This window comes from Pseudomonas protegens, from assembly GCF_013407925.2.
Taxonomy (GTDB): Bacteria; Pseudomonadota; Gammaproteobacteria; order Pseudomonadales; family Pseudomonadaceae; genus Aquipseudomonas; species Aquipseudomonas fluorescens_AP.
The window spans coordinates 6,209,903-6,236,709 of record NZ_CP060201.1; the positions used below are offsets into that span (position 1 = coordinate 6,209,903).

Here is a 26,807-nt window from a genome sequence, read left to right on the forward strand (position 1 = left end):
CCGGCCTGGGGAGGGGGCGGTGTGTACCGATCCTACTGCCTGTGCTCGTCAGTAAACCCCTCCGTCGCGGGTGGGGGCGTCCAGGGTCTTGTACTGCCCGACCAGGCTCTGCAAGCCCTTCATCAATACCGTGGTATCCACTCCCACGGCCACGAAGTTCGCCCCCAGCTCGATGCAACGCCGGGCCAGGCGCTGATCGGCGCTGAGAATCCCCGCCGCCTTGCCCGCTCGACGTATGCGCACGATGGCGTCTTCAATCGCCGCCACCACCTCGGGGTGCCCGGGGTTGCCCCGCTGGCCCATGGCCGCGGACAGGTCCGCCGGGCCGATGAACACGCCATCGACGCCGTCCACCGCGAGGATTTCATCCAGGTTGCGCAGGCCTTCGAGGTTCTCGATCTGCACCAGCAGGCACATCTGTTCATCGGCCCGGTCCAGGTAGTCGGCGATGCTGTTCCAGCGCGACGCCCGGGCCAGGGCGCTGCCCACGCCACGCACTCCCTGCGGCGGATAGTGCATGGCGCGCACCAGTTGGCGCGCCTGCTCGGCGCTTTCCACCATGGGAATCAGCAGGGTCTGGGCGCCAATGTCCAGCAGTTGCTTGATCAGCGCGGTATCGCCGATCGGTGGGCGGATGATGCCCTGGGCGGCGTAGGGGGCGATGGCCTGCAACTGCGCCAGCAGGCTGCGCAGGTCGTTGGGGGCGTGTTCGCCGTCCAGCAGCAGCCAGTCGAAACCGGCGTTGGCCGCCAGCTCGGCGCAGTAGCCGTCCGCCAGCCCCAGCCACAGGCCGATCTGCGGTTCGCTGTGCTGCAGGCGTTGTTTGAACAGGTTCAGTGGCATGTCCATGGCTGTCTCCTCAGACAAAGCGGCAGGCGATGCTGCCCAACTGATCGTAGTCGACGTGGAAGACATCCCCGGGACGGGCCGCCACCGGGCGAGTGAAGGAGCCGCCGAGAATGATCTGCCCGGCCTCCAGGCCGACGTCGTAGGCCGCCAGCTTGTTGGCCAGCCAGGCCACGCCCTTGGCCGGATGATTGAGCACCGCGGCGGACACCCCGGATTCCTCGATCACGCCATTGCGGTAGAGCACCGCCGGCACCTTGCGCAGGTCCACATCGCCAGGGCGCACGGCGCGGCCGCCCATGACCACCCCGGCGTTGGCGGCGTTGTCGGAAATGGTGTCGAACACCTTGCGCGTGGCCTGGGTCTGCGGGTCCAGCTGCTGGATGCGCGCGTCGATGATTTCCAGCGCCGGGATCACCCAGTCGGTGGCGTCCAGCACATCGAACAGGGTGCAGTGGGGGCCTTTCAAGGGTTTGCCGAGGATGAACGCCAGCTCCACCTCGACCCGCGGCACGATAAAGCGCTGGAAGGGAATGTCCGTGCCTTCATCGAACAGCATGTCGTCCAGCAGGGCGCCGAAATCCGGCTCGGTGATGTTCGACGACACCTGCATCGCCCGCGACGTCAGGCCGATCTTGTGGCCCACCAGCTTGCGCCCGTCGCGGATCTTCTGCTCCACCCAACGGCGCTGGATGGCGTAGGCGTCTTCGATGCTGATGTCGGGGTATTGCAGGGACAGCTGGCCGATCTGTTCGCGGCTGCGTTCGGCGGCGTTGAGGCGCGCGGCGGCTTCTTGGATATCCGAGGGGCTGAGCATGGTTATTTCTCCCGAGGGTTGACGATATGGGCCGGCACCCGCAGCACCAGCCAGGCGCCCAGGGCGATCAGCAGGGCCAGGGCATAGAGGGCGAGGCTGGCGCTTTGCGTGGCGTCGCGCACCACGCCGATCAGGTAAGGGGCAAGGAAGGCGGCCACACTGCCGAAGGAACTGATCAGGGCAATGCCCGCGGCCTGGGTGCTGCTGGCCAGAAAGGCCGGCGGCAATTGCCAGAACATCGGCAGCGCGGCGCTGGCGCCCATGCCCGCCACCAGCAGGCCGAACATCACCAGCCACGGATCGCCCGGGGCCAGTCCGGTGAGGATCAGGCCGAGGCTGGACATCAGCAGCGGTATCGCCAAATGCCAGCGGCGTTCGCGCAGGCGGTCCGAGGAACGGCCAACGCCGAGCATGAACAGGCAGCCGGCCAGATAGGGCAGGGCGCTGAGCAGGCCGACATTGCTGTCCCGGGCGATGCCGGCGTGGTGGATCAGGGTCGGCATCCAGAAGGCGATGGTGTTCACCGCCAGCATCACCGCGAAGTAGATGCACACCAGCAGCCAGACATGGCGCTCCTTGAGGATGCCGCTGAAGCGGGTGATGGATTTGCGCTGTTCTTCCTGGTGCAGCGCCTGCAGCAGCCGGGTTTTCTGCGCCGGGGTCAGCCAATCCACCTGTTCGATGCTTTCCGGCAGGGCCTTGAGCACCACCAGCCCCAGCAGTACCACGGGCAAGCCTTCGATCAGGAACATCCACTGCCAGCCGCGCAGGCCGCCGATGTCGTGGAAGCTTTCCAGGATCCACCCCGACAGCGGCCCGCCAATCACCCCGGCCATGGGCACGGCAATGGCGAACAGCGCGGTCACCTGACCGCGGCGGCTGGCCGGGAACCAGCGGTTGAGCAGTACCAGGATGCCGGGGAAGAACCCCGCCTCGGCGACCCCCAGCAGAAAGCGCAGCACGTAGAAGCCCCAGGCGCTGTCCACCAGCATCAGGGCACTGGACAGCAGGCCCCAGACCAGCATCAGCAAGGCGATCCAGCGCCGTGGGCCGACCCGTTCCAGGGCCAGGTTGCTGGGCACCCCGAACAGCGCATAGGCGACGAAGAACAGCCCGGCGCCGAGGCCGTAGACGCTGTCGCTGAAGCCCAGGTCCTGGGTCATCTGCAACTTGGCGAAGCCGATATTGATCCGGTCCAGGTGGGCGAAGATGTAGCAGACGAACAACAGCGGCATCAGCCGCCAGGTGATCTTGCGATAGCAGTCGTTGACCTCGGCCACAGGAGCCTCGGCGATTGCGGGATGGGACATGGGGAGATCTCGTTATTGTTCTTGTGTGGGTCGGCTTGCCGGCGAAGACGGACTCGGGGCTGGCGCCTGGCTTGCGGGCCTGTTCGCTGGCAAGCCAGCTCCTACGGGTTGCATGGACGTTGTGTAGGCGCCGGCTTGCCGGCGAAAGGGCCGGCACAATGCTCAGGCCTGTCCGCGCAGAAACTCATGCACGTTGTTGTGCTTGAAGTTCAGCTCGGCATCCAGCTCGCTCATCTCGAACGACAGGGCCAGCAAGCGCTGGGCCTGCAGCTCGGCAAAGTGCGCCTTGATGATCTCGAACAGCCCTTCGGCCACTTGCCGGCGGGTCGCCAGGTCGCGCCCGGCACCCACTTGCAGGCGCATATGGACAAAGGCGTAGTCGTGCTTGCCATCGGCCATGCGCCAGGTGTCCAGGCGCACCCCGCGGCTGCGAATGCCCCCCAGGGGAAACACCCCAGTGGCGCCCAGGTAGTCATGAACCTGGGTGAACAGCCCCGGCAGATCGGCGGCCTGTTCGATGTTGTCGGTGTACTCAGCGATGAAATGCGGCACGGAGGCCTCCTTCGGAGGCAGCGGCAAGCGGCAAGCTACAAGCTGCAAGAGGGTTCTCTTGCGGCTGTAGATTGGCGACTTGCCGCTGCTGTCGATGTGGTCTTGCAGCTTGTAGCTGGAAACTTGCCGCTGCTTCTAGAAGATGGCGTTGATCTGCCCGGTGCCGGAGCTGCCGAACAGCGGCGTGATGATCTCCGCCGGGCGGTTGTACTCAGGTCCACCCAACAGTCCCAGGAGCATCGCCGTGTCGTGCATGCCGCCCTCGCCGTGACAGCTGGTGGCGTAGTCCGGGAGCATGGCGCAGAACTCGCGATAGCGACCTTGCTGCCACAGCTCCACCACCCGCTGGTCCACCTGCTTGTCGAACTCCCGGGTCCAGTTGTGGATGTTGGCTTCGGCTTCGCGGTCGTTGGAGAACCGGTGGGACAGCGAGCCGGACGCCAGCACCAGGACCTTGCGCTCGCTCTTTTCGATGGCCCGGCGCACCGCGGCGCCGAAGGTGAAGCTGTCTTCCAGCTTGTGCCAGGCGCACCAGGCGGCGATCGACACCACCTTGAAGTGCTCGGCGGCGGGCACGTCCATGTGCATGTAGCGCATGGGCACCAGGGTCCCGTACTCCAGCTCCAGGCTGGGGATATTGTGGGCCAGGGTGCGCACGTCGGCGGCGTTGGCCTCGGCGGCGATCAGTTCCCCCAGCTCCGGGCAGCCCTGGTAGTCGTAGGTCATGTTCTTGATGAAGTGCGGCAGCTCGTTGCTGGTGTAGGTGCCGTTGAAGGCTTCACCACAGTTGATGTGGTAGCCGCTGTTGACCAGCCAGTGCACATCGAACACCACCGCGGTGTCGGCTCCCAGCGCCCGGGCGCGGCGGGCGATTTCCTTGTGCCCGGCAATGGCCGCCTCGCGGCAGCCGTGGTGCTTGCCCGGCAGTTCGGACAGGTACATCGATGGAACGTGGCAGACCTTGGCGGCCATGACGACTTCGCCCATGGTGCTTCTCCTGAAACATCTTCTTGTTGGCGTGATCCGGGACGGTGCTAAACCTTACACGCCCCAGCGCGGGATGTGATGGCTGCCCATGGAGAGGCAGACGTTCTTGATCTCGGCAAACACTTCGAAGCTGTATTCGCCGCCTTCGCGGCCGGTGCCCGAGCCCTTGACCCCACCGAAGGGCTGGCGCAGGTCGCGCACGTTCTGGCTGTTGATGAACACCATGCCGGCCTCGATGCCCCGGGCCAGGCGATGGGCCTTGCCGATGTCCTGGGTCCAGATGTAGGAGGCCAGGCCGTACTCGGTGTCGTTGGCCAGTTGCAGGGCCTGGGCCTCGTCCTTGAACGGGATCAGGCACACCACCGGGCCGAAGATCTCTTCCTGGGCGATGCGCATCTTGTTGTCGACGTCGGCGAACACCGTGGGCTGGATGAACTGCCCGCGAGCCAGGTGCGCCGCCAGGTTGGCCGGGCGTTCCAGGCCGCCGGCCAGCAGGGTCGCGCCTTCTTCCAGGCCGATGCGGATGTAGCCGGTGACCTTGTCGTAGTGGGCCTGGGTGATCATCGAGCCGACCTGGGTCTTGGGGTCCTGCGGATCACCGACTATCAGGCGCTTGGCCCGGGCGGCGAACTCCTTGACGAACTGCGGGTAGACGCTTTCCTGGATGAAGATCCGGCTACCTGCGGTGCAACGCTCGCCGTTCAGGGAAAAGATGGTGAACAGCGCGGCGTCCAGGGCCCGCTCCAGATCGGCGTCCTCGAAGATCAGCACCGGCGACTTGCCGCCCAGTTCCATGGAGTACTTCTTCAGGCCGGCGGTCTGCATGATCTTCTTGCCGGTGGCGGTGCCGCCGGTGAAGGAGATTGCCCGCACGTCCGGGTGGCGCACCAGGGCATCGCCGGCGGTGGCGCCGTAGCCCTGGACAATGTTCAGCACCCCGGCGGGAATCCCGGCTTCCAGCGCCAGCCGGCCCAGCTCGTTGGCGGTCAGCGGTGACAGTTCGCTCATCTTCAGCACCGCGGTGTTGCCCAGGGCCAGGCACGGCGCGGTCTTCCAGGTGGCGGTCATGAACGGCACGTTCCACGGCGACACCAGGGCGCACACGCCTACCGGCTGGTACAGGGTGTAGTTGAGCATCTGGTCGTCCACCGGATAGCTGTGGCCATCCATGCGGGTGCAGACCTCGGCGAAGAAGTCGAAGTTGTGCGAGGCCCGGGGAATCAGCACGTTGCGGGTCTGGTGGATCGGCAGCCCGGTGTCCAGGGTTTCCAGCTCTGCCAGATGCGGCACGTTCTCTTCGATCAGCGCGCCCAGGCGGCGCATCAGCCGGGCGCGCTCCTTGGCTGGGGTATTGGCCCATTTCGGAAAGGCTTCCTTGGCCGCCGCTACCGCCTGGGCGATTTCCTCGGCGCCGCCGCTGGCCACTTCGCCAATGGCTTCACCGGTGGCGGGGTTGTAGTTGGTGAAGACTTCACGGCTTTCGACTTCGCGGCCGTTGATCCAGTGCTTGATCATTTATGCGTGCTCCTTGGCCGCAGCGGCGGGTTCTGGTTGGGCGTAGTGGGCGAAGAATTCGCGTTCGCTGACGATGCGGTTGACCAGCCGGCCGACGCCTTCGATTTCCACCACCACCTCATCGCCGGGCACTACATCGCTGAGGCCTTCGGGGGTGCCGGTGGCGATCATGTCCCCCGGTTGCAGGGTCATGAAGCCGGACAGGTATTCGATCAGGTAGGGGATGTCGAAGATCATCTCGGCGGTGCTGCCTTGCTGGCGCAGCTCGCCGTTGACCCAGGTGCGCAGGGTCAGCTTGTTGGGTTCCGGCACCTCGGCCGCGTCGATGATCCACGGGCCCACCGGGGTGGTGGCGTCGCGGTTCTTCACCCGCAGGTTGGGCCGGTAGTAGTTCTCCAGGTAATCGCGGATCGCGTAGTCGTTGCACAGGGTGTAGCCGGCCAGGTAGTCCAGGGCGTCCTCGCGCTTGACGTTGCGCGCGGTCTTGCCGATCACCGCCACCAGCTCGCACTCGTAGTGCATGTAGGCGACGTTGTCCGGGCGCCAGGTCACCTGCTTGTGCCCGGTGTAGGTGCCCGGCGACTTGATGAACACCATGGGCTCGGTGGGCGGCGTGAAGGCCAGCTCGGCGGCGTGGTCGGCGTAGTTCAGGCCCAGGGCGAACATGGTCCCGGTGGCCGGGGGCAGCCACTGCACCTGGTCTTCGGCGAGAACCCGGCCGTCTTCCAGTTGCAGGGTGTTGGGACCGGTGACCAGGGCCTGGTGGACCTGACCCTGATAACGAATGCGTGCATGTTTCATGTCGGTTCCTTATTCGGCAACGATGCTGTTGGCCAGACGGCCCAGGCCGCTGATCTGCACTTCGACCCGGTCGCCGGGGCGCACATCGACCCGGCCTTCGGGAGTGCCGGTGATCAGCACGTCGCCGGGGTGCAGGGTCATGAACTCGCTGATTTCGGCAATCAGCTGGGGAATGCTGCGCACCAGGTTGGCGGTGCTGTTGTGCTGCACCCGTTCGCCGTTGACGAACAGCTCCAGGCTCAGGTCGTGGGGATCGCTCACCTCGGCCGCCGGCACCAGTTGCGGGCCGATGGCGCAGAAGCCGTCGCGGCACTTGGCCTTGACCGCGGGGCGGTAGTAGCTGTCTTCCGGCAGGCTGAACTCGTTGACGATGGTGTAGCCGGCCACATGCTCCAGGGCGTTTTCCAGGCTCACCCGGCTGGCACGCTTGCCGATCACCACCCCCAGGGCCGGGCCCGGTTGCAGGCGTTGGACGTCCTTGGGAAATACCACCGGCGCTTCATGGGAATTGCGGGTGTTGGGGGTCTTGATGAACAGCACCGGTTTCACCGGCGGCTTCTGGTAGGGCGGCTGGGTGAAGCTTTGCAGATGGCTCTGCAGCAACCCCTGGTAGTTCAGCGCAACGCCGAACAGGGTGCCGCCGGCGTGATCGTTCAGTGCACGGCTCATCGGGCTCTCCTGGTGTTGGTTCCCGTGGCGGCTTGCCGCTGGCGGGTCGAGTTCGTTAATGTATTAACGTTATATTTAATATGTTAACGATCGTCAAGCGCCAGCCTGATCGATTGCCTCGTGCCCTGGCGGGCACGCCGCGAATCGCGCAGGATGCCAACGCTCTGCGTGCTGAAAAAATAAAAAACAGAAGGGTGCCATGAACCCACGTCAACCCATTCCCAATATCAACATCGGCCAGGTCTACGATCAGCGCTACGCCGATGCCCAGGTGCACTACGACAAGCTGAGCAATCTCGCCGGCTTCTTCGGCCGCAACATGCCGGTGCATCGCCACGACCGCTTCTTTCAGGTGCATTACGTGCAAAGCGGCGCGGTGCGGGTTTATCTGGACGACCAGCAGTACCTGGAGTCGGGGCCGATGTTCTTCCTGACTCCGCCGACCATTCCCCACGCCTTCGTCACCGAGGCCGACAGCGAGGGCCACGTGCTCACCGTGCGCCAGCAACTGGTGTGGGAACTGATCGGCGCCGACCCGGCCCTGGCGCCGGCGCCGCTGGTGCCACCGGCCTGCGTGGCCCTGGCGCGGCTGGGGCCGCAGTTCGCCGGCGAGGTACGGCGCCTGGAGTGCCTGTTCCAGGAGTTGCAGGAGGAAATCGCCGGACAGGACGCGGGACGCGAGCCGGCCCTGGAAGCCCTGACCCGGCTGTTGATGATCAGCCTGCTCAGGCTGTCGGCCAATTCCCTCAAGGCCCGTCCGGCACGGCATGAAGACTTGCAGATCTTCCACCGCTTCAACGAACTGATCGAGGCCCGCTACCTGGAGCACTGGCCCCTGGCGCGCTACGCCAGCACCCTGGGGGTCACCGAAGCGCGGCTCAACGACGTCTGCCGACGCATCGCCGACCTGCCGTCCAAGCGCCTGGTGTATGAACGCCTGATGCAGGAATCCAAGCGTTTGCTGCTGTTCACTGCCAGTTCGGTGAATGAAATCTGCTACCAGCTGGGCTTCAAGGACCCGGCCTATTTCAGCCGGTTTTTCCAGCGTTACGCCAAGACCGCGCCGGGGGAATACCGGGCGCGCCAGGGACAGATCAACCCGCCTGTGGCCGAGGCGCCCAAGCGCCCCTGAGCCCTGGCATCAGGAGCACGCTTCGCCTTGAAGCACGTTGCTCGGTTGCGCCTTGGCCGCTCCCAGCAACAGGTCCGCGGCCTTTTCGCCGATCATGATTGCCGCTGCGTTGGTGTTGCCGGTGATCAGGCTCGGCATGATCGAGGCGTCCGCCACCCGCAGCCCCTGCAGGCCGTGGACCCGCAGTTGGTCGTCGACCACCGCCAGTTCGTCATGGCCCATCTTGCAGCTGCCCACCGGGTGGAACACCGTGCCCAGGTGCTGGCGAATCCATTGCTCGATCTGTTCCTGGCTCTGCACCTGCGGGCCGGGCACCAGCTCGCCCTTGAGGCGCCGAGAGAAGGCCCGGGTCGCCGCCAGCTGGCGCACCAGGCGCAAGCCGGCCACCAGTTTGCGCAGGTCTTCCGGGTGGCTGAGGAAGTTGGCTTCGATCAGCGGTTTGTCGTGCGGGTCGGCGGAGTTCAGGCGCACCCGGCCACGGCTCTGCGGGTGCATCACCGCCACATGCAGGCTGATGCCATGGCCCACGGGAATCAGGCGCTGGGGCTGGTTCTTCAGGGCCGGGGCGACGATCAGCCCCAGTTCCGGCACCGGGTCCTCGGGCGTAAGGCGCAGGAAGGCCCCGGACTCGACGGTGTTGGAGGTCAGCGGGCCCTGGCGCCGGGTCAGGTACTGCCAGGGCGAACGGGCCAGGGGCAGCAGGCCCTTGGGCGAAAGGCCGTAGCCCAGCTCGGGGTCGCTGCGGTACATCAGCACGATGTCCTGGTGGTCCTGCAGGTTCAGGCCGACCCCCGGCAATGGGTGACGCGGCAGGATGCCGTGGGCTTTGAGTTCCTCCGCCGGGCCGATGCCGGAGAGCAGCAGCAACTGCGGCGAGTTGATCGCCCCGGCGCAGAGGATCACTTCGCGGCGCGCCTGCAACTGCCGCACCTCGCCGTTGTGGCTGATCTCCACGCCGCTGGCGCGGGTGCCCTGCAGCAGCACCCGGTGGGTCAGGGTGCTGCTCAGCACGCTCAGGTTCGGCCGCTGCAGGATCGGGTGCAGGAAGGCCCGGGCCGCGCTGCAACGCTCGCCGTTGACCTGGGTGACATGGAAGGGGCCGAAGCCTTCCTGTTCCGGGCCGTTGAAGTCCGGGTTGTAGTTCCAGCCCAGCTCCGTGGCCGCGTCATAGAACACCTGATTGACCGGGCTCGGGCTGCGCTGCTCGGCGACGTTGAGCTCGCCGTGCTGGCCGTGCCACGGCGAGGCGCCCGGTTCGAAATGCTCCGAACGCTTGAAGTAGGGCAGCAGCTCGTCGTGGCTCCAGCCCTGGTTGCCGGCGGCGGCCCAGCGGTCGAAATCCTGGCGATGGCCGCGGATATAGATCATGCCGTTGATCGCGCTGGAGCCGCCCCAGACCCTGCCGCGGGGGCAGGGGATCGGCACGTCGCCGCTACTGGCCTGGGGGCTGAACCGGTGCATCCAGTTCCAGCGCGGGTTGGCGATCAGGCGGATGATCCCCGCCGGGGTGCGCACATAGGCGGCCGGCAGCAGGCTGCGATCGCTGGGCCCGGCTTCGATCAGGCACACCTGGACCTTGGGGTCGGCGGACAGCCGGTTGGCCAGCACGCAACCGGCGGAGCCGGCGCCGACCACGATGTAGTCGAAGGTTTGCGTGGTGTGTTCAGTCATGGGGATACCTCTTTGGGCAGTCACAGAAATCCATCTCACAGCCCCAGCAGCGAGCCGACGTCGAGGGTCACTTGCAGGCCGACGACAAAGCCGTTGCCGCTCAGCTCGCGGGCCTCGGGGTTGTAGAAGTTGTCCGGGTTGATCAGGTACTGGACGCTGGGCTCCAGGGCCAGTTGCCGAGTCAGGGCGATATGGGCGTTGGCTTCCAGGGCATAGACATTGCGTTCGCCCAGGCGCGGGTCGCCGCCGTTGGCGGTCCGGGCCTGTTGCTGGAAACGCAGCTGGTGATCGTTGAGGCGCAGGTAGCTGGCCTTGAGGTTGAGCTTGTCCCGGGGCCGGTCGAAGGGCGCCAGATAGGTCAGCCCGGCCTCGGCGAACTGGCTGAAGGGCTGCTTGTCGTCGGCCGCCGCCGACAGCGAGCCGAACAGCAGCAGGGCCTGGGGCGCAGTGCCGGTGCCGGCGTCGGCGCGCCACAGCGCCTGCTGGAACTTGAAGAAGGCGCCACCCGTGCCGAAGGCCGTGGCCCCGGTCAGCGGGTCTACCTGCTTGGAGGTGTTGTAGTAGCCGTTGAGCTCGTAGTGGGCGCTGTAGGCCTCTTGATTCTGGCTGCCGATGCCCAGCAGCAGGCTGGTGCCGCTGGCGTCGTCGGTACTGAAGTCCAGGCCCTTGCGCTCCTTCAGGTAGTCCACCGGGTTGGATTCGAAGGCGCCGCCGTGCACGTACCACTGGGGCGTAAGCCGGTATTTCAGGTAGCCGCCCCAACTGCCGTAGGGCGGCGGCAGGATGCCGGTGGACGAATCGATGATCGGGTCGTTGCAGGTGATGGTGCTTTCGCAGTTGTAGATATAGAAGTAGCGCCGGGCGTTGGTCCGCCCCAGGCTCAGATCGACCTGGCCCTCGAGCCAGGTTTGCTGGTAGGTCAAAAGGCTCAGCTGGTTGCTGGTGAGGTCATTGTGGATCGGCGCGCCGCCGAAGTAGCTGCCGGCGGCGCCCTGCCAGTTGCGCGAAGTGGGCACGCCGGTCTGCTGGTCGAGGATGAACAGGGTCTGTTCGAAGTGCAGGGCCGCGCCGTCGAGCCCGGCCAAGGTCCCCAGGTCGATATCGGCGCCGACGAACAGATCGCCGCTGTTGCCGAAGCTGTGGGGGCGGGGGCCGGTGTCGAGGTTCTTCATCGCCAGGCTGAGAAACTGCACATGGGGCGTGATGCCCTGGTCGGTCAGGTAGTCGCCCAGCCCGGACAGCGGGCCGCTACGGGTTGCGGGCGGCGTATCGGCAAGGCAATCCAGGGGCAGCAGCAAGGCGGCCAGCAGCGGGCACAGCGCATAGGAAGCATTCATGTCGGGTACTCGTTTCTTGTTGTTTTTGTCTTGAGTGTTGAAAGCGATGGGTCAGGCCTCGGCCAGGGCCGGTGTCGGGTTGACCAGCACCTTGATCTGGCTCTTGTCTTGCAACAGCGCCTCAAAGCCCTGTTCCACCGCCTGCTCCAGGGCCAGGCAGCGGGTCACCACCCGGGACAGGTCCAGGCGTCCGCTGGCCAACAGTTCGATCAGTTCGGGGTACACCTGGCGGTAGCCGACGCTGCTGAGCAGGCGCAGTTCGTTGTTCACCAGATAAAAGGCGTCGAAGTGCACCTGGCCCATCAGGCCCACCAGTACCACTTCGCCGCCCTTGCGCAGGCAATGCAGGGCATGGCTCAGGGTCTGCTGGCTGCCGGCGGCCTCAAAGGCGGTGTCGAGGCCGCCAGCGCTCAGTTGTCGCAGCCGCTCCTGCAGGTGCGGATCGCGGCCGTCCAGGGCGGCGCTGGCGCCGAGTTCCAGAGCCAGGTGCCGACGCTCGGGGTCCAGGTCCACGGCGTAGATACGCTCCACGCCTCGCAGCCGGGCCAGCAGGATCAGCAGCAGGCCGATGGGCCCGAGGCCGAACACCACGCAACTGTCGCCGGCCATCAGGCTGCTCTGGTTCAGGGCGTGGTAGGCCACCGCCGCCGGCTCCAGCACCGCCGCTTGCTTGAAGCTCACGCCCGCCGGCAGGCGGTGCAGCATGTAGGCCGGCACCAGCGCCTGTTCGGCAAAACCGCCGTCGCCCATCAGGCCGATAAAGCCCATGGATTCACACAGGTTGTACTGGCCCCTGCGGCAGTACTGGCATTCGCCGCAGCGGTACTCCGGCTCCACCGCCACCCGCTGCCCCAGCAGACCCGGGTCGACGTCGGGGCCCAGGGCCGTGACCTGACCGCAGAACTCATGGCCCAGGGTCAGTGGCGCCCGACAGCCGGACAGCGGATGGACCTTGTGCTGGGGAATCGAGTGCGGCCCATCGGCGTATTCATGCAGGTCGCTGCCGCAGATGCCGCAGTAGGCGACCTGCAGCAGGACTTCCCCGGGGCCGGGCTGGCGCAGTTGCACCTGGCTCAGGCGCAGGTCGCGGGCGGCGTGCCATTGCAGTGCTTTCATGGCTGGTTTCCTTGCAGGACGGAAGAGGCGCTGGCGTGCCGGCGTTGTTGTCGCGCCAGCACGGCGGGAGCGGTTTCCTTGAGGAACAGCGCCAGTACCGCTGCCAGCAGGGCACCGCCACAGGACATCCACATGACGATGGACAGGCCGAAGCGGTCGGCGGCGAACCCGGCGATGGTCGGGGCGACGAAGCCGCCCACCAGTTCACCGATGCCCATGATCAGGCCCAGGGCGGTGGCCATGACTTCACGGGGCACGGTCTCTGCCGGAATGGTGGCCATGAACAGGGTGAAACAGCCCAGGCCGGTGTAGGTCAGCAGCATCAGGACCCCGAGCATCCACGGCGAAGACGCGTAGAGCAGGGCGATCGGGCAGCAGGCGGCGATCAGCGAGAACAGCACCAGGGTCGGGCGTCGGCCGATGCGGTCGGAGATCGCCGGCACGCCGAAGCCCCACAGCACCCAGGCGCCGCCCAGGCAGCTCATCACCGTGCCCATGCTGGCCGGGCTGTAGTCGCGGACCTTGACCAGAAAGGTCGGGGTGAAGGAAATCAGAATGATGAACCAGGTCAGGAACACGCAGCTGATCAGGGTGCAGAGCACGATGTTGCGGCTTTTCAAAAGAGCCAGCCGATGCCCGCCGCCGTTGCCCGCTACCACCTCGGCGCGAGGCTCGCGGTGGGGGCGGTCGGCTTGCACATAGCGCCAGATCAGCAGGGCAATCAGCAGCCCGGGAAGCAGCGAGACGATAAAGGCGTGGCGCCAGCCATAGGCTTCGGCCAGGCCGATCAGCACCGGCGGGCCGATCACCGCCCCCAGCAAACCGGCGGCCGAGCCTTGCAGCAGACCCATGTTCAAGCCCCGGCGCTGGGGCGAGGAGGCCTCGACCATCAAGGATTGCGAGAGCGGCAGGATCGGTCCTTCCGCCAGGCCCATGATGGCGCGAAACAGCAGCAGGCTGAGGAAGCCGGTGACCAGCCCGGAAAGGGCCGAGCACAGGGAAAACAGGATTACCGCGATGATCAGCAGCGGCTTGCGCACGCCACGGCGGTCCGACCAGGCGCCCACCAGGGCCCCGGACACGGCCCAGGCCAGGGCCAGCACCGACGACAGCATGCCCAGGTGGCGGTTGCTCAGTTGCAGTTCGTCGGCCATGAACGGAAACAGGAAGGACAGCGCCAGACGATCGAAAAAGACAAAGCCGAAGGTCAGGAACAGCACCCCGAGCAAGGTGTTCTCGTAACTGGCCTTGTTGTTTTTATAAGCCATGGTGGTTCTCCAAAGGAGGGGTGAGCGGCGCAGGTCAGCGAAACAGGGTGTCGATATGGGCCGCGCCCAGGCCGATCTTTTCGTAGTGTTCGCGACACAGGGCGATGTAGGAGTGCACATCGAAATAGCCGTCCGGCTCGCCTTGTTGGTCGAGCCAGATCAGCGGGCCCTTGACGATGAAGAACACCCGCATCGGCTGCTCGTGCTCGTAGGCCACCAGGGTGTGGCCTTCGCCCGGGGTTTCGTAGACGAAATCCCCGGCGCTGGCCGTCCAATCGTGCTCCAGGTAGCCCCACTTGCCGGACAGGGTGTAGGCGAAGACTTCGTGGGGGTGGTAGTGGCGGTTGACCAGCCCGGCGCTGCGGGCCATGAGGATGTCGCACCAGCGGTTCTCGCTGGGGGAAATCCACAGCGGTCGCGACGACACGGTGTCGGTGAAGGGCACGTACAGGCTCAGGTCATCGCTGGCGGCGTTGGGCAGGTAGACCTCGGGCTTGGCGTCGGGCTTGAAGCAGTCGGCGATGGGCTGCAGGTCTTTCCAGAATTCACGGGTGGCGGCTTCAGGCATGGTTGACCTCGATTGTTGTTATAGGGGGCGTCATGGGGATGACTGAGGCGACTTTAGGCCCACGGGCAAGGGCCGGTTTGATCGAATCGGACCGGTTTGTTGTCTGTTTCGGACGGGGACTTTTCCCCGCGCAAACAGCGATGGGATGAGCTCGTTCCGGCGAACGGCTGTCACTGCGTTTCAAGTTGACAGCGCATATAGTTCAGATGTTAATGAATGGCCGCGAGCCGCAGATCATGCGGTCCCAGGTGCCCGGACGCGGCCTTGCCGTCCGGGGAATATCCCGCCGCCCATGAGAAGAACAACAATGTCTCCATGCGCCTTGCTCGAAACCCGACACGCCAGCACCCAGGCCGTCGAACTGGATCAACGCCTGAGGTTCTGGGAGGACTACAACGCCAGCACCCTGGTGGGCCTCAAGTGCAATTCCTACGCCGAGAGCGGCTTTCGCGCGCGCCAGGACAACCTGCAACTGAGCGCCATGCGCCTGGCCTGCATCGTCGGCAACCAGCATGTGGTGGAGCGCGACAGCTCGATGATCCGCGGCGTGCCCAAGGAGTCGATCTTCGTCTCCCTGGTCAGCGGCAGCGGCTCGTTCTTCTATCAGGATGGCGCCTGCCAGGTGCTGGAGCCGGGCGAGCTGGTGGTCTATCGCACCGACAAGCCCTACCTGTTCGGCTTCTCCGGGGCGATGCGCCAGTTCATCTTCGACATCCCCCAGGTGCAGTTCGCCGAGCGCTGCCTGAAACGCTTCGACCGGCCCCTGAAGATCGGTGTGCACAGCGGCGTGCAGCGCCTGCTGCTGCGCACCCTGGGCGAACGTACCCGGGCCTTCTTCCAGCAGCCACTGTGTGGCGAGGCCGAGGCCTACCAGGAACAGGCCTTCGAACTGCTGGCCAGCCTGATTGCCGGGCAAGTGGGCGAGCGGCCGATCAACGCCTTGAGCGGGGCCTATCTGCTGGCCGCCAAACAGTGCATCCAGGAGCAACTGGCCGACCCGTCCCTGAGTTGCGAGCGGGTGGCGGCCCAGACCGGTATCTCCCCCCGGCATCTTGCCCGGCTGTTTGCCCTGGAAGGCACGCTGCCCAGCCGCTTCATCCTGGAAAAACGCCTGCACCTGGCCCGCCAACTGCTGGGCAGCCCCCAGGGAGCGGGCCTGGACATCAGCGAGATTGCCTATCGCCATGGCTTTGCCAGCCAGGCGCACTTTGCCCGGGCGTTCAAGGCCCGCTATCAGCTGACCCCCAGTGAGGCCCGGGCGCGAAAGTCGTCATAGCCGGGGCGTTGCCCGCGCGGTTTCAGTCCGCCGTATCCGTCGGCGGCGTGCTCCCGGCGGCCCCTGGGTCGGCTGGCGCCGCCTGTTCGGAGCCGCGCCGCAGCGCGTCGAGGCCGCAGCTGTGCAACAGATCGTCCAGCGGCTCCTTGGCGGGATTCGCCAGCGCCGGTTCCAGCGGGCCAGGGGGAGGTTCGCGCAATTGTGCCGCGAGTTCCAACAGGCGCGCGCGAGCCTTCTGCCAGAAGTAGATTTCGTCGAGGTATTGCTGGGTCTTGCGGTCCATGGACATCTCCTTTGTCTCAGCGGATAGGCAAGCCCCCGATCAGTGGCAAATCCTGACAATCGGGGAGGGCGGGCAAGCAGACGGACAGGCCCCGGCGCGCGACACACCCGCTCCCGAAGGCAAGGGCGCGTTGCTGCAGCACGCGAGGGTTCTTCCAGGGGTGAACGGCGAGGAATCGGACCTGTGGGTCAGGTTATTGAGGAGAGAATAGAAAACCTTTGGCCATCGTCAGAGCGAATGTGCCGTGGTCGCACACAAGGCGGCCCGGCGAGGGGCGGCGGCCGGGCATCGGCATCGGGCCGCGCACGCCGCTCAAGCGGCGCCGCTCGCCACCCTTGGCCTGTGGCGCGAGGATGCGGGGAAGGGGTTGTCAGGCAGGGGGAAGGCAGGCGGTAGCTGATGCCCGGCGTCACGCCGCTGAACATCAGCCCCGCCAGGAAGCCGGGCGGGTCAGCCAGCGGCGGCCGCTATGGCCGCGGCCTGACGGTCCAGCAACTGGCGCTGAAAGGCCGCGAAGTCCGGTTTGGGCTGCTGCTGGCGGACGAATTCCAGCATCGGGTCCTGGACCTCGGTACGGATGCCCGACAGCGCCTCCAGGGTCGCCAGCCCGCAAAACGGCACGTAGGCCTCGGAGTAGCCACCTTCATGCACCAGCACCAGGCGCCCCTGGCACAGGCGCTCGGCGGCGTCGCGCAGGCACTGGGTCATCTCGCGGAACGAATCGCTGTGCAGCAGCATCCGCGCCAGCGGGTCCACGGCGTTGGCGTCATAGCCGCAGGCAACGATGATCAGCTCGGGTTCGAAGCGCTCCAGGGCCGGCACCACGATCTGTCGCATGGCGTACAGGTAGGCGTCATGGCCGCCGCCGGGCAGCAGCGGGACGTTGATGTTGCAGCCCAGGCCGGCGCCGCGCCCGCGTTCGTGTTCACCGCCGTAACCCGGCGGAAAGCAGCCGTCCTGATGCAGGGACAGGGTCAGTACGTCGGCCCGTTCCTCGAAGATCGACTGGGTGCCGTTGCCGTGGTGCACGTCCCAGTCGATGACCGCCACCCTGCCCAGGCCGTGGCGGGCCTTGGCGGCTTCGATGGCGATGGCGATGTTGGCCAGGAAGCAGAAGCCCATGGCCTGGTCGGCGCTGCAGTGGTGTCCCGGTGGCCGCGACAGGGCATAGGCATTGTCGGCTTCGCCACTGAGCACCGCGTCCACCGCGGCCAGGGCCAGACCGGCGGACAGCTTGGCGATTTCATAGCTGCCCGGGCCCACCGGTGCTTCATCCCCCAGGTGGCCGCCGCCGGCATCGCTCAGGGCCTTGAAGCGTTGCAGGTAGTCGGCCGGGTGCACCCGCAGCAGGTCCGCTTCGCTGGCCGGTGGAGCGCTGCGCACCTGCAGTTGCCGGGTCAGGCCGCAGACGTCCATCAGGCTTTTCAGGCGGCGCTTGGTTTCCGGTGATTCGGCGTGTCCGGCGGCGGCCGGCGGTTGCACCCAGCCGCCCACCGGCAGGGTCAGCACATGGGGGCCGCCGCTGTGCCACAGGCAGAGTTCATCGAAGAAGAACGCGGTTTTACAGGTCATGGTGATGTCCATTTTTCAGGGAAAAGGGTGAGGGCAGCCCCGGCAAGCCCAGGCTGCCCGGGGCGGGCTAGGGCGCGGGACGGCAACCGAGCACCAGCGCCAGGGAAACCAGGGTGACCACCGCGCCCCCCAGCAACAGGCCCTGGAAGCCGCCGCTGCTTTCGATCAGGCGCCCGGCGAGGCTCGGGCCTATGGCCAGGCCGGCGCTGATCACCAGGTTGGAGGCATTCATCAGCCGGCCGCTGCGATCCATCTCGGCCATGCGCGCCAGGATCAGCGGCAGGATGAAGGTCCAGGTGAACTTGAACACCAGCGCCGCCAGGGCGAAACGCGCCAGCTGCGGCTGGTCCAGAAGCAGCAGCACCGAGCCCGCCATCAGGCCATAGCCCAGCAGGAGCAGGGCGCTGCGGGGCAGGCGGTCACCGAACAGGGTGGCGCACAGCGCCCCGACGATGCCCATCAGGGTGGCGATGGCCAGGATGTCGCCAGAGGTCTGGGCCGAGAGGCCGGACTGGCTGCCGATGGCGCCGATAAAGGTCCAGATCCCGCTGAGGCTGATGTAGAAGGTGAGGATGCCGAGGATCCCCAGCCCCGCCTTGAGCCGGGAGATCGCCGGAGCCGGCGGCGCGTCGGCGCCCGGGCGCGCGGCCCCCGCCGGAAAGCAGCGGACCAGGGGCAGGCACAGGGCCATCAGCAGCGCCAGGATCAGGTAGCAGGCGCCCAGGCCGAAGCGCTGGAAGAGCATGGGCAGCAGGCTCAGGCCGATCGCCCCCAGCACCAGTTGGCCCATCACCCAGAAACCGTAGGCACGGCTGGGCGTGGGGCTGGCGGCGGCGCTGGCCAGGCAGATGATCATCAGCGAGCCGCCGGCCAGGGCGCTGCCAAAGCGCGCCATCAGCAGCAGCGAATAGTCGTGGGCCAGCATCGACAGCAGGTTGGCGACGATGAACAGCAGGGCGCTGCACAGGGCGGCGCGGCGCCAGTCGATGTGTTTCAGCCACCAGATGGCCGGCAGCGTGGCCAGGCTCATGGCCCCCAGCTCGGCGGAAAACAGGTCGCCGATCTGGGTGGGACTCAACTGCCATTGACTGGCCAGTTGCGCAGCAATGGCCGGGGCCGTCAGCAGCACCGCGGGGGTGATGGCGGCGAACAGCACGATGGCCGCCAGCAGCCCCAGAGACGGGTGGCACAGGTGTGAGGTGACGCTCAAGGTGGGGTTCCGGGTGTTCATGGGCAGGCTCCGCAGGCAAGGGGTTCAGAACACGTGGACCAGGCGCAGCAGGGCGTCGGTGCCGGCAAAACCGTTCTCGGTGGCGACGTTCTGCGACAGGCTGAACAGCAGCTGGTTCTGCTTGTCCAGCCAGTGCCCGAGCTCGAAGCCGACCTGGGTGTAGCGCTTGTGGGTGTCGTCGATGCGCCGGTCGTTGATCCGCAGTTCGCCGCCATCGGCGTGGATCAGGCGCAGGGCGCCGTAGGTCGAGGGGGTGAAGTCGTAGGAGGCGAAGGCCTGCAGGCGATAGAGCGGGTCCTGCTTCAGGTCGCTGCCGAAATAGTCGTCGTTGCTGCCATAGAGCTGGGCTTCGAGGTTGGCCTCCAGCACCCATTTCTGCCCCAGGCCCTGGGTGTAGTTGTAGACAAAGGTCGTGCCCCAGCGGTTGGCCCCGGGGGACACGTCCGGGTTGCGCCCGTGGTACTCGCCCAGCGGCAGCGTGACCAGGGTCAGCAGGCCGCTGTAGGTGCGGGTTTCTGGCTGGTTGATGAAGAACAGCGTGCCGCCCACCTGGGGGTCGCCGAAGCCGCTTTCGCCGCTGCGGCGCTCGGCGCCGGGCAAGCGGGCGCTGATGTCGGCGAAGGGCACGATGAACTGCGGGGTGCACAGGGTGCCGCACAGGTCGCTGAAGAACACCTGGCGGTAGGCCATGGCGTTGATCCGCAGATCGGCTTTGCCGCTGCTGTCGGCCGGGCCGTGGAAATCGCCGGCACGGGTGGCAGGCAGGTACAGCACACCGAGGCTGGTGCCCGCGGGGGCGGCGAAGAAGTCGCGGGCGTTGAGGTCCGCGGCGTTGAGCGACAGGCTGGCCAGGCAGCCAGCCAGGGCCAGGGCGGTACGGGTCGGAATCCTTGTCATGGTCGGTGCGTCTCTTGTAGGTGTTGTTATTCGGCGAACGGCTCGCCGGCACGCGGCAGTGGGGCAAAAAACAGGCAAAGGCTGCCCGTGGCCGTCAAACGCGACGGCACAAGTCAGTGCGGATTAACGGTCTGGATCAGTCGGGCGGGGCGTGGAGCAACTGGGCGATGCGCGCCTTGTCCTTGACTCCGAGCTTGCTGTAGATGGCGCGGATGTGGTGGCGCACGGTGTTGGGCGACATGCCCAGCTCCCGGGCCACTTCCTTGTAGGTCTTGCCGTCGCCGAAGCCCTGGGCGACGGCGTTTTCCCGGGGGCTGAGCTTGGGCAGCAGGGCGCGGCTGCGGGCCGCCAGCAGGTACAGGTCGCCCACGGCCGAGCAATCGATCTGCAGGCGCTTGCCCTCGAAACCGTTGCTGTCCAGGGCCATGGGCAGTTGCGGGCCGTTCCACCGCGGCCATTCATTGAGCAGCAGGTCGACAAATCCCCGTTCGGCGCACTGCAGCACCCCACGCTGATCGCACACCGCCAGGGCCAGGTTGCGCGGGCGACTGAGCTGTTCGCGCATCGCCACCAGGGTGCGGATCTGATTGGCCGACACCGCCGCCACCAGGTGCAGCATCAGGTTGTTCAGCAGCTGGCAGTCGTCCTGGGTGAAACGCGGCGCGCCCGGGGCGCGGTACAGCGCCAGGTGGTTGCTCAGTTGGGTATGGGGGTCGATGTGCACCACGCACAGCAGTTCGCCGATCTGGTACTGGCGGCCCAGCCAGTTGAGGCCCGGGCCGTTGTCCGGATCGGCCATGTCGACGATCACCGCCCGTCCCGGCACCTCGTGCACCCGGCGCACGGTGACATCGGTGTGGCGAATCGATTGCCAGTCCGTCAGGTAGCTCGGCGGCAGGCGGTACAGGTAGCAGCTGTGCTCGTCCGGCAGGCCGTCCACCAGGGCGGCGCGGCCCCACCAGGCGCTGTCGAAGGGCAAGAGTCTGCCGATGCGCGCCAGGGCATGGGGGTGAAGGCTTTCGATGTCCTTGTGCTGCGCCAGTTGCTGCAGGTCCAGGGTCAGCTCGCTGAAGGCCTGCAACAGACTGGCCGGAGCCTGATCGGGTCGGTTCATGGGTCTGTACCTCTGTGCGACGTTGTTATTGTTTTCGTCACGGAAGGGGTTGAGGACCATACGCCTGGGGGACGTGGGCAGGGCCTGGTGCGAGTATCGATGGCTGGGGCGGCCACCGCCATCCTACAGATGCAGGAGGTGGCCCATGGCCTGGAGGCAGAGGGTGCAACCAGGCCGGGACAAGCGAGGGTGGAGGGCGGCGCTCAGGCCGCCGGGCAGGGGTGCTGCAAACGGTGGAAACAGCGGCTGAAATACACCAGCGAGTCGCCTTGCTCGCGCACGCTGATTTCATCCAGTTCCACCAGCATCACCGAGTGGGTGCCGATTTCCTGGACCTCGGTGATGCGCCCCTGGAGGCTGGCCAGGGCGTCTTCCAGCACCGGCAGGGCCTGCCGGCCGTCGCGCCAGGGGTGCAGGCCGAAGCGCTGGTCCATGGCCACCCCGGTCATGCCGGCAAAATGCCGGGCGACGTCTTCATGTTCGCCGCCAAGGACGTTGATGCACAGCTGGCCGTTGCCCTTGAACACCGGGTTCAGGGCGCTGTTGCGGTTGACGCAGACCATCAGGGTCGGAGGGCTGTCGGTGACCGAGCAGACCGCGGTGGCGGTGATGCCGCAACGCCCGGCGGGGCCGTTGCTGGTGATGACGTTGACCGCAGCGGTCATGTGCGCCATGGCGTTGCGAAAGGCAAGTTGCTTGGGATCGAGTACAGGCATGACGAATTCCTCGTGGACGCAGGGCAGCCGGGTATCTGGCTGCCAACGCGGGGCTGACGGCGGGCTTGGCCTGTAGGAGCCGGCTTGCCGGCGAAGCGGGCCTGGAGGCTTGTGGTGCTCTGGCGGGCGTCTTCGCTGGCAAGCCAGCTCCTACACAAGCCAGCTCCTACATGAGCTAGTTCCTACACACGCTGGCTTCGTGGCTATTGGCGGATGCGGTCCAGCATGTTGATGTCGTCGGGGTTGCTCAGGTGCGGCACGGTCCAGCCGTCGAGGTCGTAGTCGCCCAGGCACCGGTCCACCAGGTCGGTCATGGCCTTCATCGAGCCGCTGGCCTGGGCGTGGCGCAGGCACTGCATGCGGATCTCGTCCTGGCTGCCGGCGTAGTTGATCTCGTACAGCTCGTGGCGGCCACCGAACTCGGTACCGATGGCGTCCCAGAGCAATTTGAGGATCTTGATCCGCTCTTCGTGGCCCATGCCAGCGGAACCCCGGCAGTAGGTACTGAGGTACTGGTTGAGCACCGGGTCCTTGAGGTCGCGGGAGCCGGACGGCAGGTAGATCAGGCCGCTGGCCACCACCTGCTCGATGATCTTCTTGATGTCGGTGTAGGCCTGGGGCGCCAGCACCCGGTAGGCCTGCAGGGCCTGGGTGCTGGGCAGGTAGACGCCGTTCATCCATTCGCTGGCGTTGCCGTGCATGGCGTCGGTCAGCGACCAGAACAGGTTGCGCCAGGCCACCACTTCGCCGACCTGGGCCTGGACCCCGCGAAACTCCAGGGAGCCGGTGCATTGCAACGCCTTGACCAGCAGACCGGTGATGAAGTCCAGCTTGACCGCCAGCCGGGTGCAGCCCTGCATCGGGAACAGGCGGCCGAAACCGCCTTGCGGGAACCACTGGCGGCAGCGCTCGAAGTCGCGGTAGATCAGCACGTTCTCCCAGGGGATGAACACCTTGTCCATGATCAGGATCGCGTCGTTCTCGTCGAAGCGGCTGGACAGCGGGTAGTCGAAGGGCGAGCCGGTCATGCCGGCCTGCAGTTCGTAGGACGGGCGGCAGATCAGCTTCATGCCGCGGGTGTTCATCGGGGCGATGAACATCAGGGCGAAGTCGGTGTTGTCGCCCAACAGTTGGGCCGAGCCCTGGCCGACGAAGTTGTAGTGGGTCAGGGCCGAGTTGGTGGCCACCACCTTGGCGCCGCTGACGATGATCCCGCCCTCGACTTCCTGGTCCACCGAGATGAACACGTCCTTGACCTGATCCACCGGTTTGTCGCGGTCGATGGGCGGATTGACGATGGCGTGGTTGAGGTACAGGCAGGCTTCCTGGATGCGCTTGTACCAGGTGCGGGCGTTATCCGCGAAGCGCCCGTAGAACTCCGGGTTGGCCCCCAGGGCGCTGCCGAAGGCGGCCTTGTAGTCGGGGCTGCGGCCCATCCAGCCATAGGTCAGGCGCGACCAGTCGGCGATGGCGTCGCGCTGCTGGCGCAGTTCATCGGGGCTTTTCGCCGAGCGGAAGAACTTGTGGGTGTAGCCGCCGTTGCCGGTGTCGGTGTCCCAGCACAGTTGTGACTGGGTGGCCGGGTCGTGCAGGGCGTCGTACAGGCGAGCCATGGAAGCCGCCGAATTGCGGAAGGCCGGGTGGGTGGTGACGTCCTTGACGCGGTCGCCATAGATGTAGATTTCACGGTCATCGCGCAGGCTGGCCAGGTATTCGGCACCGGTCAGCGGGCGGTGGGTTGCGGCACGAAAGTCTTCAGGTTTCATATCCAGTCTCTGCGTTGTTTTTATGGACTGGGCCCATGATGGGCAGGCGCCGCCCCTGAAAAAATGGCTTTTCCGGCGAATGACTTGCACTTTCCATGGCCGTCTGATGGGTGCAGGTCGGTCGTGAGGGGAGGTGGCTGATCAGGGCGCCGGACTGCTTTATCGATTCACTTTGAGTTGTGCTGTATCAGCCCTGAAACACTTGTCATATCTAGAAATATTTTTGCGGATCAGCCATATGAAAGCTCAAGTCTGGCCGATACCTTTAACAGGTTCTCGGCTTTACTACGTGATGTTCCACCTCGGTGCAGCCCCTGACGCGCCTCGCGGTGAACAGCATGAATGCGCGCCGCCCCGTTCTCCTTCGAGAGTCGCCCTATGTCCTTGCGTAACCTGAATATCGCTCATCGTGCTTTCCTCGGTTTTGCGTTCATTGCCTTGTTGGTCGTGGTGCTGGGGGTGTTTGCGGTCAATCGCCTGTCCATCATCCGCCAGGCCTCGGTCGACATGGAAAGCAACCAACTGCCCAGCGTCGGTTTTCTCGGCAACCTCACCGAGAACGTGCTGCGCTTGCGAATTCTCTCGTTCCGCGTGTTGGTCAACCGCGACCCGGCGAGCCTGGCCGAAGCCCAGACGCGCATCGGTGTGCTGGTGGACAAGGCGAAACAGGCCCAGGCCAGTTACGCGGCGTTGCCGATGAGCCCGGATGAAGCGGCGCTCTACAAGGCCTTCACCGTGACCCTGGACAATTACCTGCAGGCGCAGAGGGAGATGCTGGAACTGTCACGCCAGGACAAGCTGGATGAACTGCGCAACCTGATCAACACCCGGATCAAGGATGGCACCGACCAGATGGGCGAGCAGTTGAACAAACTCGTTGCGATGAACGGCGCCGGTGCCAGGAGCGCTTCCCAGGCGGCCGGCGAATACTACAGCGGGGCGATTAACGGAATCATCAGCGTGGCCGTGATCGCCGCCTTGCTGACCATCGTCCTGGCGCTGTTGCTGACCCGCAGCATCGTCACTCCCCTGAACAAGGCGCTGAACGCCGCCCAGGTCATCGCCGGGGGCAACCTGCGGCAGGTCATCGAGGTCGACGGCAAGGACGAACCGGCGAGACTGCTGGGCGCCTTGTCCGAGATGCAGGCCAGCCTGCGCCGGACCATCGAACAGATCGCCGGCTCGGCGACCCAGCTGGCCTCGGCCTCGGAAGAACTCAGCGCGGTTACCGAAGAAGCCTCCCGCGGGGTGCAGCAGCAGAACACCGAGATCGAGCAAGCGGCCACCGCGGTCAATGAAATGACCGCGGCGGTGGAGGAGGTGGCGCGCAACGCGGTGTCCACGTCCGAGGCTTCCCAGCAGTCGACCCAGACGGCCCGCGAAGGCCGGGACCGGGTGGTGCAGACCGTCGAGGCGATCCAGACCATGGCTCAGGACGTGCAAAGCACCTCGGTGATGATCGAAGGGCTGGCGACCCAGGGTCGGGACATCGGCAAGGTGCTGGACGTGATCCGCGCCATCGCCGAGCAGACCAACCTGCTGGCGCTCAACGCCGCCATCGAGGCGGCCCGGGCCGGCGAGGCCGGGCGCGGCTTTGCCGTGGTGGCCGACGAGGTGCGGGCCCTGGCCCATCGCACCGCCCAGTCGACCCAGGAAATCGAGAAGATGGTGGCCGGCATCCAGAACGGCACCGGCGAGGCCGTGGAGTCCATGCAGCAGAGCAACCAGCGCACCCAGAGCACCCTGCAACTGGCCCGCGCCGCCGGCGAATCCCTGGAGCAGATCGCCCAGTCCATCCATCAGATCAACGAGCGCAACCTGGTGATCGCCAGCGCCTCGGAAGAGCAGGCCCAGGTGTCCCGTGAAGTGGACCGCAACCTGGTCAACATCCGTGACCTGGCCACCCAGTCGGCGGCCGGCGCCGACCAGACCAGCACCGCCAGCCACGAGCTGTCGCGCTTGGCGGTGGACCTCAACACCCTGGTGGGGCGTTTCGTGATCTAGCAGCAACGGTGGCGCCGGACGCTCGACGAGCGCCCCGGCAGCACCTAGGGTTTTGCCTGAGGCATCTTTCATGGAGAAAGCGATGCGCTACTCAGCCCTGACCCAACGGATCGCCGGTGAAGGTTCCGCGGCCTGGAATATCCATTACCGGGCCCTGGCCCTGCGCGAGCAGGGCCGGGACGTGTTGCTGCTGACCGTCGGCGACCCGGACTTCGACACCCCCAGGCCGGTGGTCCAGGCGGCGATCGACAGCCTGCTGGCCGGGGACACCCACTATTCGGATGTGCGCGGCAATCTGGCGCTGCGCCGCTGCATTGCCCGGCACCACCAGCAGCGCAGTGGACAGATCGTCGACGCCGAACACGTGGTGGTCCTGCCCGGGGCGCAATGCGCGGTGTTCTCCGTGGCCCAGTGCCTGCTCGATCCGGGGGACGAGGTGCTGGTGGCCGAGCCCATGTACGTCACCTACGAAGGCGTGTTCGGCGCCTGCGCAGCGCGCATCGTGCCGGTGCCGGTGCGCGCCGAGCAGGGCTTTCGCGTCGATCCGCGGGACGTGGCGGCGCGGATCACCCCGCGCACCCGGGCCATGCTGCTCAACAGCCCCAACAACCCCTCGGGCGCCAGCCTGTCACTGGACGACTGGCAAGCCCTGGCGCGGCTGTGCCTTGCCCATGACTTGTGGCTGATTTCCGATGAGGTGTATTGCGACCTGCTGTACGAGGGCCGGCACTTCAGCCCGGGCAGCCTGCCGCGCATGGGCGAGCGCACCGCCACCATCAACAGCCTGTCCAAGTCCCACGCCATGAGCGGCTGGCGGGTGGGCTGGGTGATTGCCCCGCCGACCCTGGCCGGGCACCTTAGCAACCTGTCCCTGTGCATGCTCTACGGCCTGCCGGATTTTGTGCAGAACGCCGCGGTGGTCGCCCTGGACCGCGAGCTGCCGGAAGTGGCGCAGATGCGCGAAGAGTACCGGCGACGCCGGGATCTGGTGTGTTCGCTGCTGGACCAGTGCCCGGGCCTGACCCCGATCCGCCCGGACGGCGGCATGTTCGTCATGGTGGATGTGCGCAGCACCGGGCTGGACGCCCAATCCTTCGCCGACTGCCTGCTGGAGGGCCACGGCGTCTCGGTGCTGGCCGGCGAAGCCTTCGGCCCCAGCGCCGCGGGGCACATCCGCATCGGCCTGGTGCTGGACTGCGAGCGCCTGGCCGAAGCCTGCCGGCGCATTGCCCTTTGCACCGGCGAACTCCTCGAACGCCGCCCGCCCCAACCCGCCAGCCGTACCCCGTAGCCTCTTGTAGGAGCCGGCTTGCCGGCGAAGCGGCCATCAGGTCTTGCATCGCCCTGGTGAACGCCTTC

General features: G+C 66.2%; 23 protein-coding genes and 2 pseudogenes. 5 read left to right on the forward strand and 20 right to left on the reverse strand.

Features of this window, described 5'->3' with window-relative positions:
- Positions 1-48: 48 nt before the first annotated feature.
- The 8 genes from hpaI to GGI48_RS28765 all read right to left on the reverse strand — a co-directional run bounded on the left by hpaI (position 49) and on the right by GGI48_RS28765 (position 7,497).
- Positions 49-849 carry a 4-hydroxy-2-oxoheptanedioate aldolase gene (gene hpaI, locus GGI48_RS28730; protein WP_016968552.1) on the reverse strand — a complete coding sequence of 267 codons (801 nt, stop codon included), beginning with the start codon at positions 847-849 and terminating at the stop codon, positions 49-51.
- Between the two features lie 10 nt (positions 850-859).
- Entirely contained in the window at positions 860-1,663 is an 804-nt protein-coding gene (hpaH, locus tag GGI48_RS28735; protein ID WP_047304808.1) for a 2-oxo-hept-4-ene-1,7-dioate hydratase, read from the reverse strand.
- Between the two features lie 2 nt (positions 1,664-1,665).
- The gene (locus tag GGI48_RS28740; protein WP_103741173.1) at positions 1,666-2,973 is read right to left on the reverse strand and encodes an MFS transporter; all 1,308 of its coding nucleotides are present in this window, start codon (positions 2,971-2,973) and stop codon (positions 1,666-1,668) included.
- 162 nt (positions 2,974-3,135) lie between these two features.
- A complete protein-coding gene (locus GGI48_RS28745; RefSeq protein WP_179601278.1) occupies positions 3,136-3,525 on the reverse strand; it encodes a 5-carboxymethyl-2-hydroxymuconate Delta-isomerase in 390 nt (129 codons plus the stop codon).
- Positions 3,526-3,660: 135 nt separating this feature from the next.
- Positions 3,661-4,512 carry a 3,4-dihydroxyphenylacetate 2,3-dioxygenase gene (gene hpaD, locus GGI48_RS28750; RefSeq protein ID WP_016968556.1) on the reverse strand — a complete coding sequence of 284 codons (852 nt, stop codon included), beginning with the start codon at positions 4,510-4,512 and terminating at the stop codon, positions 3,661-3,663.
- Positions 4,513-4,566: 54 nt separating this feature from the next.
- The gene (hpaE, locus tag GGI48_RS28755) at positions 4,567-6,027 is read right to left on the reverse strand and encodes a 5-carboxymethyl-2-hydroxymuconate semialdehyde dehydrogenase (RefSeq protein ID WP_179601280.1); all 1,461 of its coding nucleotides are present in this window, start codon (positions 6,025-6,027) and stop codon (positions 4,567-4,569) included.
- A complete protein-coding gene (locus tag GGI48_RS28760; protein WP_179601282.1) occupies positions 6,028-6,828 on the reverse strand; it encodes a fumarylacetoacetate hydrolase family protein in 801 nt (266 codons plus the stop codon).
- A 9-nt stretch (positions 6,829-6,837) separates the two neighbouring features.
- Positions 6,838-7,497, reverse strand: a complete 660-nt coding sequence (locus GGI48_RS28765; protein ID WP_179601284.1) for a fumarylacetoacetate hydrolase family protein — start codon at positions 7,495-7,497, stop codon at positions 6,838-6,840.
- 199 nt (positions 7,498-7,696) lie between these two features.
- On the opposite strand from GGI48_RS28765, the gene hpaA reads away from it, so the two are divergent.
- On the forward strand, positions 7,697-8,629 hold the full coding sequence (hpaA, locus tag GGI48_RS28770; RefSeq protein WP_179601286.1) for a 4-hydroxyphenylacetate catabolism regulatory protein HpaA: 933 nt from the start codon (positions 7,697-7,699) through the stop codon (positions 8,627-8,629).
- Positions 8,630-8,638: 9 nt separating this feature from the next.
- Here hpaA and GGI48_RS28775 read toward each other — a convergent pair whose 3' ends face one another.
- Genes GGI48_RS28775 through GGI48_RS28795 form a run of 5 tightly spaced genes read right to left on the reverse strand, consistent with a single transcriptional unit; the run spans position 8,639 to position 14,589 of the window.
- Positions 8,639-10,300: a GMC family oxidoreductase gene (locus GGI48_RS28775; RefSeq protein WP_179601288.1), complete on the reverse strand. Its 1,662-nt coding sequence runs from the start codon at positions 10,298-10,300 to the stop codon at positions 8,639-8,641.
- A gap of 35 nt (positions 10,301-10,335) precedes the next feature.
- Positions 10,336-11,637 (reverse strand): carbohydrate porin, encoded by a 1,302-nt coding sequence (locus GGI48_RS28780; protein ID WP_179601290.1) that lies wholly within the window; start codon positions 11,635-11,637, stop codon positions 10,336-10,338.
- Positions 11,638-11,688: 51 nt separating this feature from the next.
- The gene (locus tag GGI48_RS28785) at positions 11,689-12,753 is read right to left on the reverse strand and encodes a 2,3-butanediol dehydrogenase (RefSeq protein ID WP_179601292.1); all 1,065 of its coding nucleotides are present in this window, start codon (positions 12,751-12,753) and stop codon (positions 11,689-11,691) included.
- Complete coding sequence (locus tag GGI48_RS28790) at positions 12,750-14,021, reverse strand: MFS transporter (RefSeq protein WP_179601295.1); 1,272 nt, start codon at positions 14,019-14,021, stop codon at positions 12,750-12,752. The genes GGI48_RS28785 and GGI48_RS28790 overlap by 4 nt, the downstream gene beginning before the upstream one ends.
- 34 nt (positions 14,022-14,055) lie before the next feature.
- Positions 14,056-14,589 (reverse strand): 2,4'-dihydroxyacetophenone dioxygenase family protein, encoded by a 534-nt coding sequence (locus GGI48_RS28795; protein ID WP_179601297.1) that lies wholly within the window; start codon positions 14,587-14,589, stop codon positions 14,056-14,058.
- 307 nt (positions 14,590-14,896) lie between these two features.
- Here GGI48_RS28795 and GGI48_RS28800 point away from each other — a divergent pair, with 307 nt between their 5' ends.
- On the forward strand, positions 14,897-15,865 hold the full coding sequence (locus tag GGI48_RS28800) for a helix-turn-helix domain-containing protein (RefSeq protein WP_103741163.1): 969 nt from the start codon (positions 14,897-14,899) through the stop codon (positions 15,863-15,865).
- A gap of 22 nt (positions 15,866-15,887) precedes the next feature.
- Here the strand turns inward: GGI48_RS28800 and GGI48_RS28805 are convergent, their stop codons facing one another.
- The 7 genes from GGI48_RS28805 to hpaB all read right to left on the reverse strand — a co-directional run bounded on the left by GGI48_RS28805 (position 15,888) and on the right by hpaB (position 23,444).
- Positions 15,888-16,148 (reverse strand): hypothetical protein, encoded by a 261-nt coding sequence (locus GGI48_RS28805; RefSeq protein ID WP_047304795.1) that lies wholly within the window; start codon positions 16,146-16,148, stop codon positions 15,888-15,890.
- 450 nt (positions 16,149-16,598) lie between these two features.
- Positions 16,599-17,720: a class II histone deacetylase gene (locus GGI48_RS28810; protein WP_179601299.1), complete on the reverse strand. Its 1,122-nt coding sequence runs from the start codon at positions 17,718-17,720 to the stop codon at positions 16,599-16,601.
- A 67-nt stretch (positions 17,721-17,787) separates the two neighbouring features.
- Entirely contained in the window at positions 17,788-18,951 is a 1,164-nt protein-coding gene (locus tag GGI48_RS28815; protein ID WP_179601301.1) for an MFS transporter, read from the reverse strand.
- 24 nt (positions 18,952-18,975) lie between these two features.
- Positions 18,976-19,848 (reverse strand): transporter, encoded by an 873-nt coding sequence (locus tag GGI48_RS28820; protein WP_047304792.1) that lies wholly within the window; start codon positions 19,846-19,848, stop codon positions 18,976-18,978.
- 136 nt (positions 19,849-19,984) lie between these two features.
- Positions 19,985-20,962 carry a helix-turn-helix transcriptional regulator gene (locus GGI48_RS28825; protein WP_179601303.1) on the reverse strand — a complete coding sequence of 326 codons (978 nt, stop codon included), beginning with the start codon at positions 20,960-20,962 and terminating at the stop codon, positions 19,985-19,987.
- Between the two features lie 203 nt (positions 20,963-21,165).
- Complete coding sequence (gene hpaC, locus GGI48_RS28830) at positions 21,166-21,678, reverse strand: 4-hydroxyphenylacetate 3-monooxygenase, reductase component (RefSeq protein ID WP_042941747.1); 513 nt, start codon at positions 21,676-21,678, stop codon at positions 21,166-21,168.
- Positions 21,679-21,881: 203 nt separating this feature from the next.
- Positions 21,882-23,444, reverse strand: coding sequence for a 4-hydroxyphenylacetate 3-monooxygenase, oxygenase component (gene hpaB / locus GGI48_RS28835; protein ID WP_179601305.1), 1,563 nt, complete (start codon positions 23,442-23,444; stop codon positions 21,882-21,884).
- A gap of 378 nt (positions 23,445-23,822) precedes the next feature.
- Here hpaB and GGI48_RS31685 point away from each other — a divergent pair.
- The 3 genes and pseudogenes from GGI48_RS31685 to GGI48_RS28845 form a co-directional block, all read left to right on the forward strand.
- A pseudogene (locus tag GGI48_RS31685) lies at positions 23,823-24,542 on the forward strand (MCP four helix bundle domain-containing protein); the annotation flags it as partial.
- Between the two features lie 306 nt (positions 24,543-24,848).
- Positions 24,849-25,448, forward strand: a pseudogene (locus tag GGI48_RS31690) (methyl-accepting chemotaxis protein); the annotation flags it as partial.
- 82 nt (positions 25,449-25,530) lie between these two features.
- On the forward strand, positions 25,531-26,739 hold the full coding sequence (locus tag GGI48_RS28845; protein WP_179601309.1) for a pyridoxal phosphate-dependent aminotransferase: 1,209 nt from the start codon (positions 25,531-25,533) through the stop codon (positions 26,737-26,739).
- The last annotated feature ends 68 nt before the right edge of the window (positions 26,740-26,807 follow it).

Coding starts and splice junctions, on each gene's coding strand:
- hpaI (WP_016968552.1), bottom strand. CDS start 849: ATGGACATGCCACTGAACCTGTTCAAACAACGCCTGCAGCACAGCGAA.
- hpaH (WP_047304808.1), bottom strand. CDS start 1,663: ATGCTCAGCCCCTCGGATATCCAAGAAGCCGCCGCGCGCCTCAACGCC.
- GGI48_RS28740 (WP_103741173.1), bottom strand. CDS start 2,973: ATGTCCCATCCCGCAATCGCCGAGGCTCCTGTGGCCGAGGTCAACGAC.
- hpaD (WP_016968556.1), bottom strand. CDS start 4,512: ATGGGCGAAGTCGTCATGGCCGCCAAGGTCTGCCACGTTCCATCGATG.
- hpaE (WP_179601280.1), bottom strand. CDS start 6,027: ATGATCAAGCACTGGATCAACGGCCGCGAAGTCGAAAGCCGTGAAGTC.
- GGI48_RS28760 (WP_179601282.1), bottom strand. CDS start 6,828: ATGAAACATGCACGCATTCGTTATCAGGGTCAGGTCCACCAGGCCCTG.
- GGI48_RS28765 (WP_179601284.1), bottom strand. CDS start 7,497: ATGAGCCGTGCACTGAACGATCACGCCGGCGGCACCCTGTTCGGCGTT.
- hpaA (WP_179601286.1), top strand. CDS start 7,697: ATGAACCCACGTCAACCCATTCCCAATATCAACATCGGCCAGGTCTAC.
- GGI48_RS28775 (WP_179601288.1), bottom strand. CDS start 10,300: ATGACTGAACACACCACGCAAACCTTCGACTACATCGTGGTCGGCGCC.
- GGI48_RS28780 (WP_179601290.1), bottom strand. CDS start 11,637: ATGAATGCTTCCTATGCGCTGTGCCCGCTGCTGGCCGCCTTGCTGCTG.
- GGI48_RS28785 (WP_179601292.1), bottom strand. CDS start 12,753: ATGAAAGCACTGCAATGGCACGCCGCCCGCGACCTGCGCCTGAGCCAG.
- GGI48_RS28790 (WP_179601295.1), bottom strand. CDS start 14,021: ATGGCTTATAAAAACAACAAGGCCAGTTACGAGAACACCTTGCTCGGG.
- GGI48_RS28795 (WP_179601297.1), bottom strand. CDS start 14,589: ATGCCTGAAGCCGCCACCCGTGAATTCTGGAAAGACCTGCAGCCCATC.
- GGI48_RS28800 (WP_103741163.1), top strand. CDS start 14,897: ATGTCTCCATGCGCCTTGCTCGAAACCCGACACGCCAGCACCCAGGCC.
- GGI48_RS28805 (WP_047304795.1), bottom strand. CDS start 16,148: ATGGACCGCAAGACCCAGCAATACCTCGACGAAATCTACTTCTGGCAG.
- GGI48_RS28810 (WP_179601299.1), bottom strand. CDS start 17,720: ATGACCTGTAAAACCGCGTTCTTCTTCGATGAACTCTGCCTGTGGCAC.
- GGI48_RS28815 (WP_179601301.1), bottom strand. CDS start 18,951: ATGAACACCCGGAACCCCACCTTGAGCGTCACCTCACACCTGTGCCAC.
- GGI48_RS28820 (WP_047304792.1), bottom strand. CDS start 19,848: ATGACAAGGATTCCGACCCGTACCGCCCTGGCCCTGGCTGGCTGCCTG.
- GGI48_RS28825 (WP_179601303.1), bottom strand. CDS start 20,962: ATGAACCGACCCGATCAGGCTCCGGCCAGTCTGTTGCAGGCCTTCAGC.
- hpaC (WP_042941747.1), bottom strand. CDS start 21,678: ATGCCTGTACTCGATCCCAAGCAACTTGCCTTTCGCAACGCCATGGCG.
- hpaB (WP_179601305.1), bottom strand. CDS start 23,444: ATGAAACCTGAAGACTTTCGTGCCGCAACCCACCGCCCGCTGACCGGT.
- GGI48_RS28845 (WP_179601309.1), top strand. CDS start 25,531: ATGCGCTACTCAGCCCTGACCCAACGGATCGCCGGTGAAGGTTCCGCG.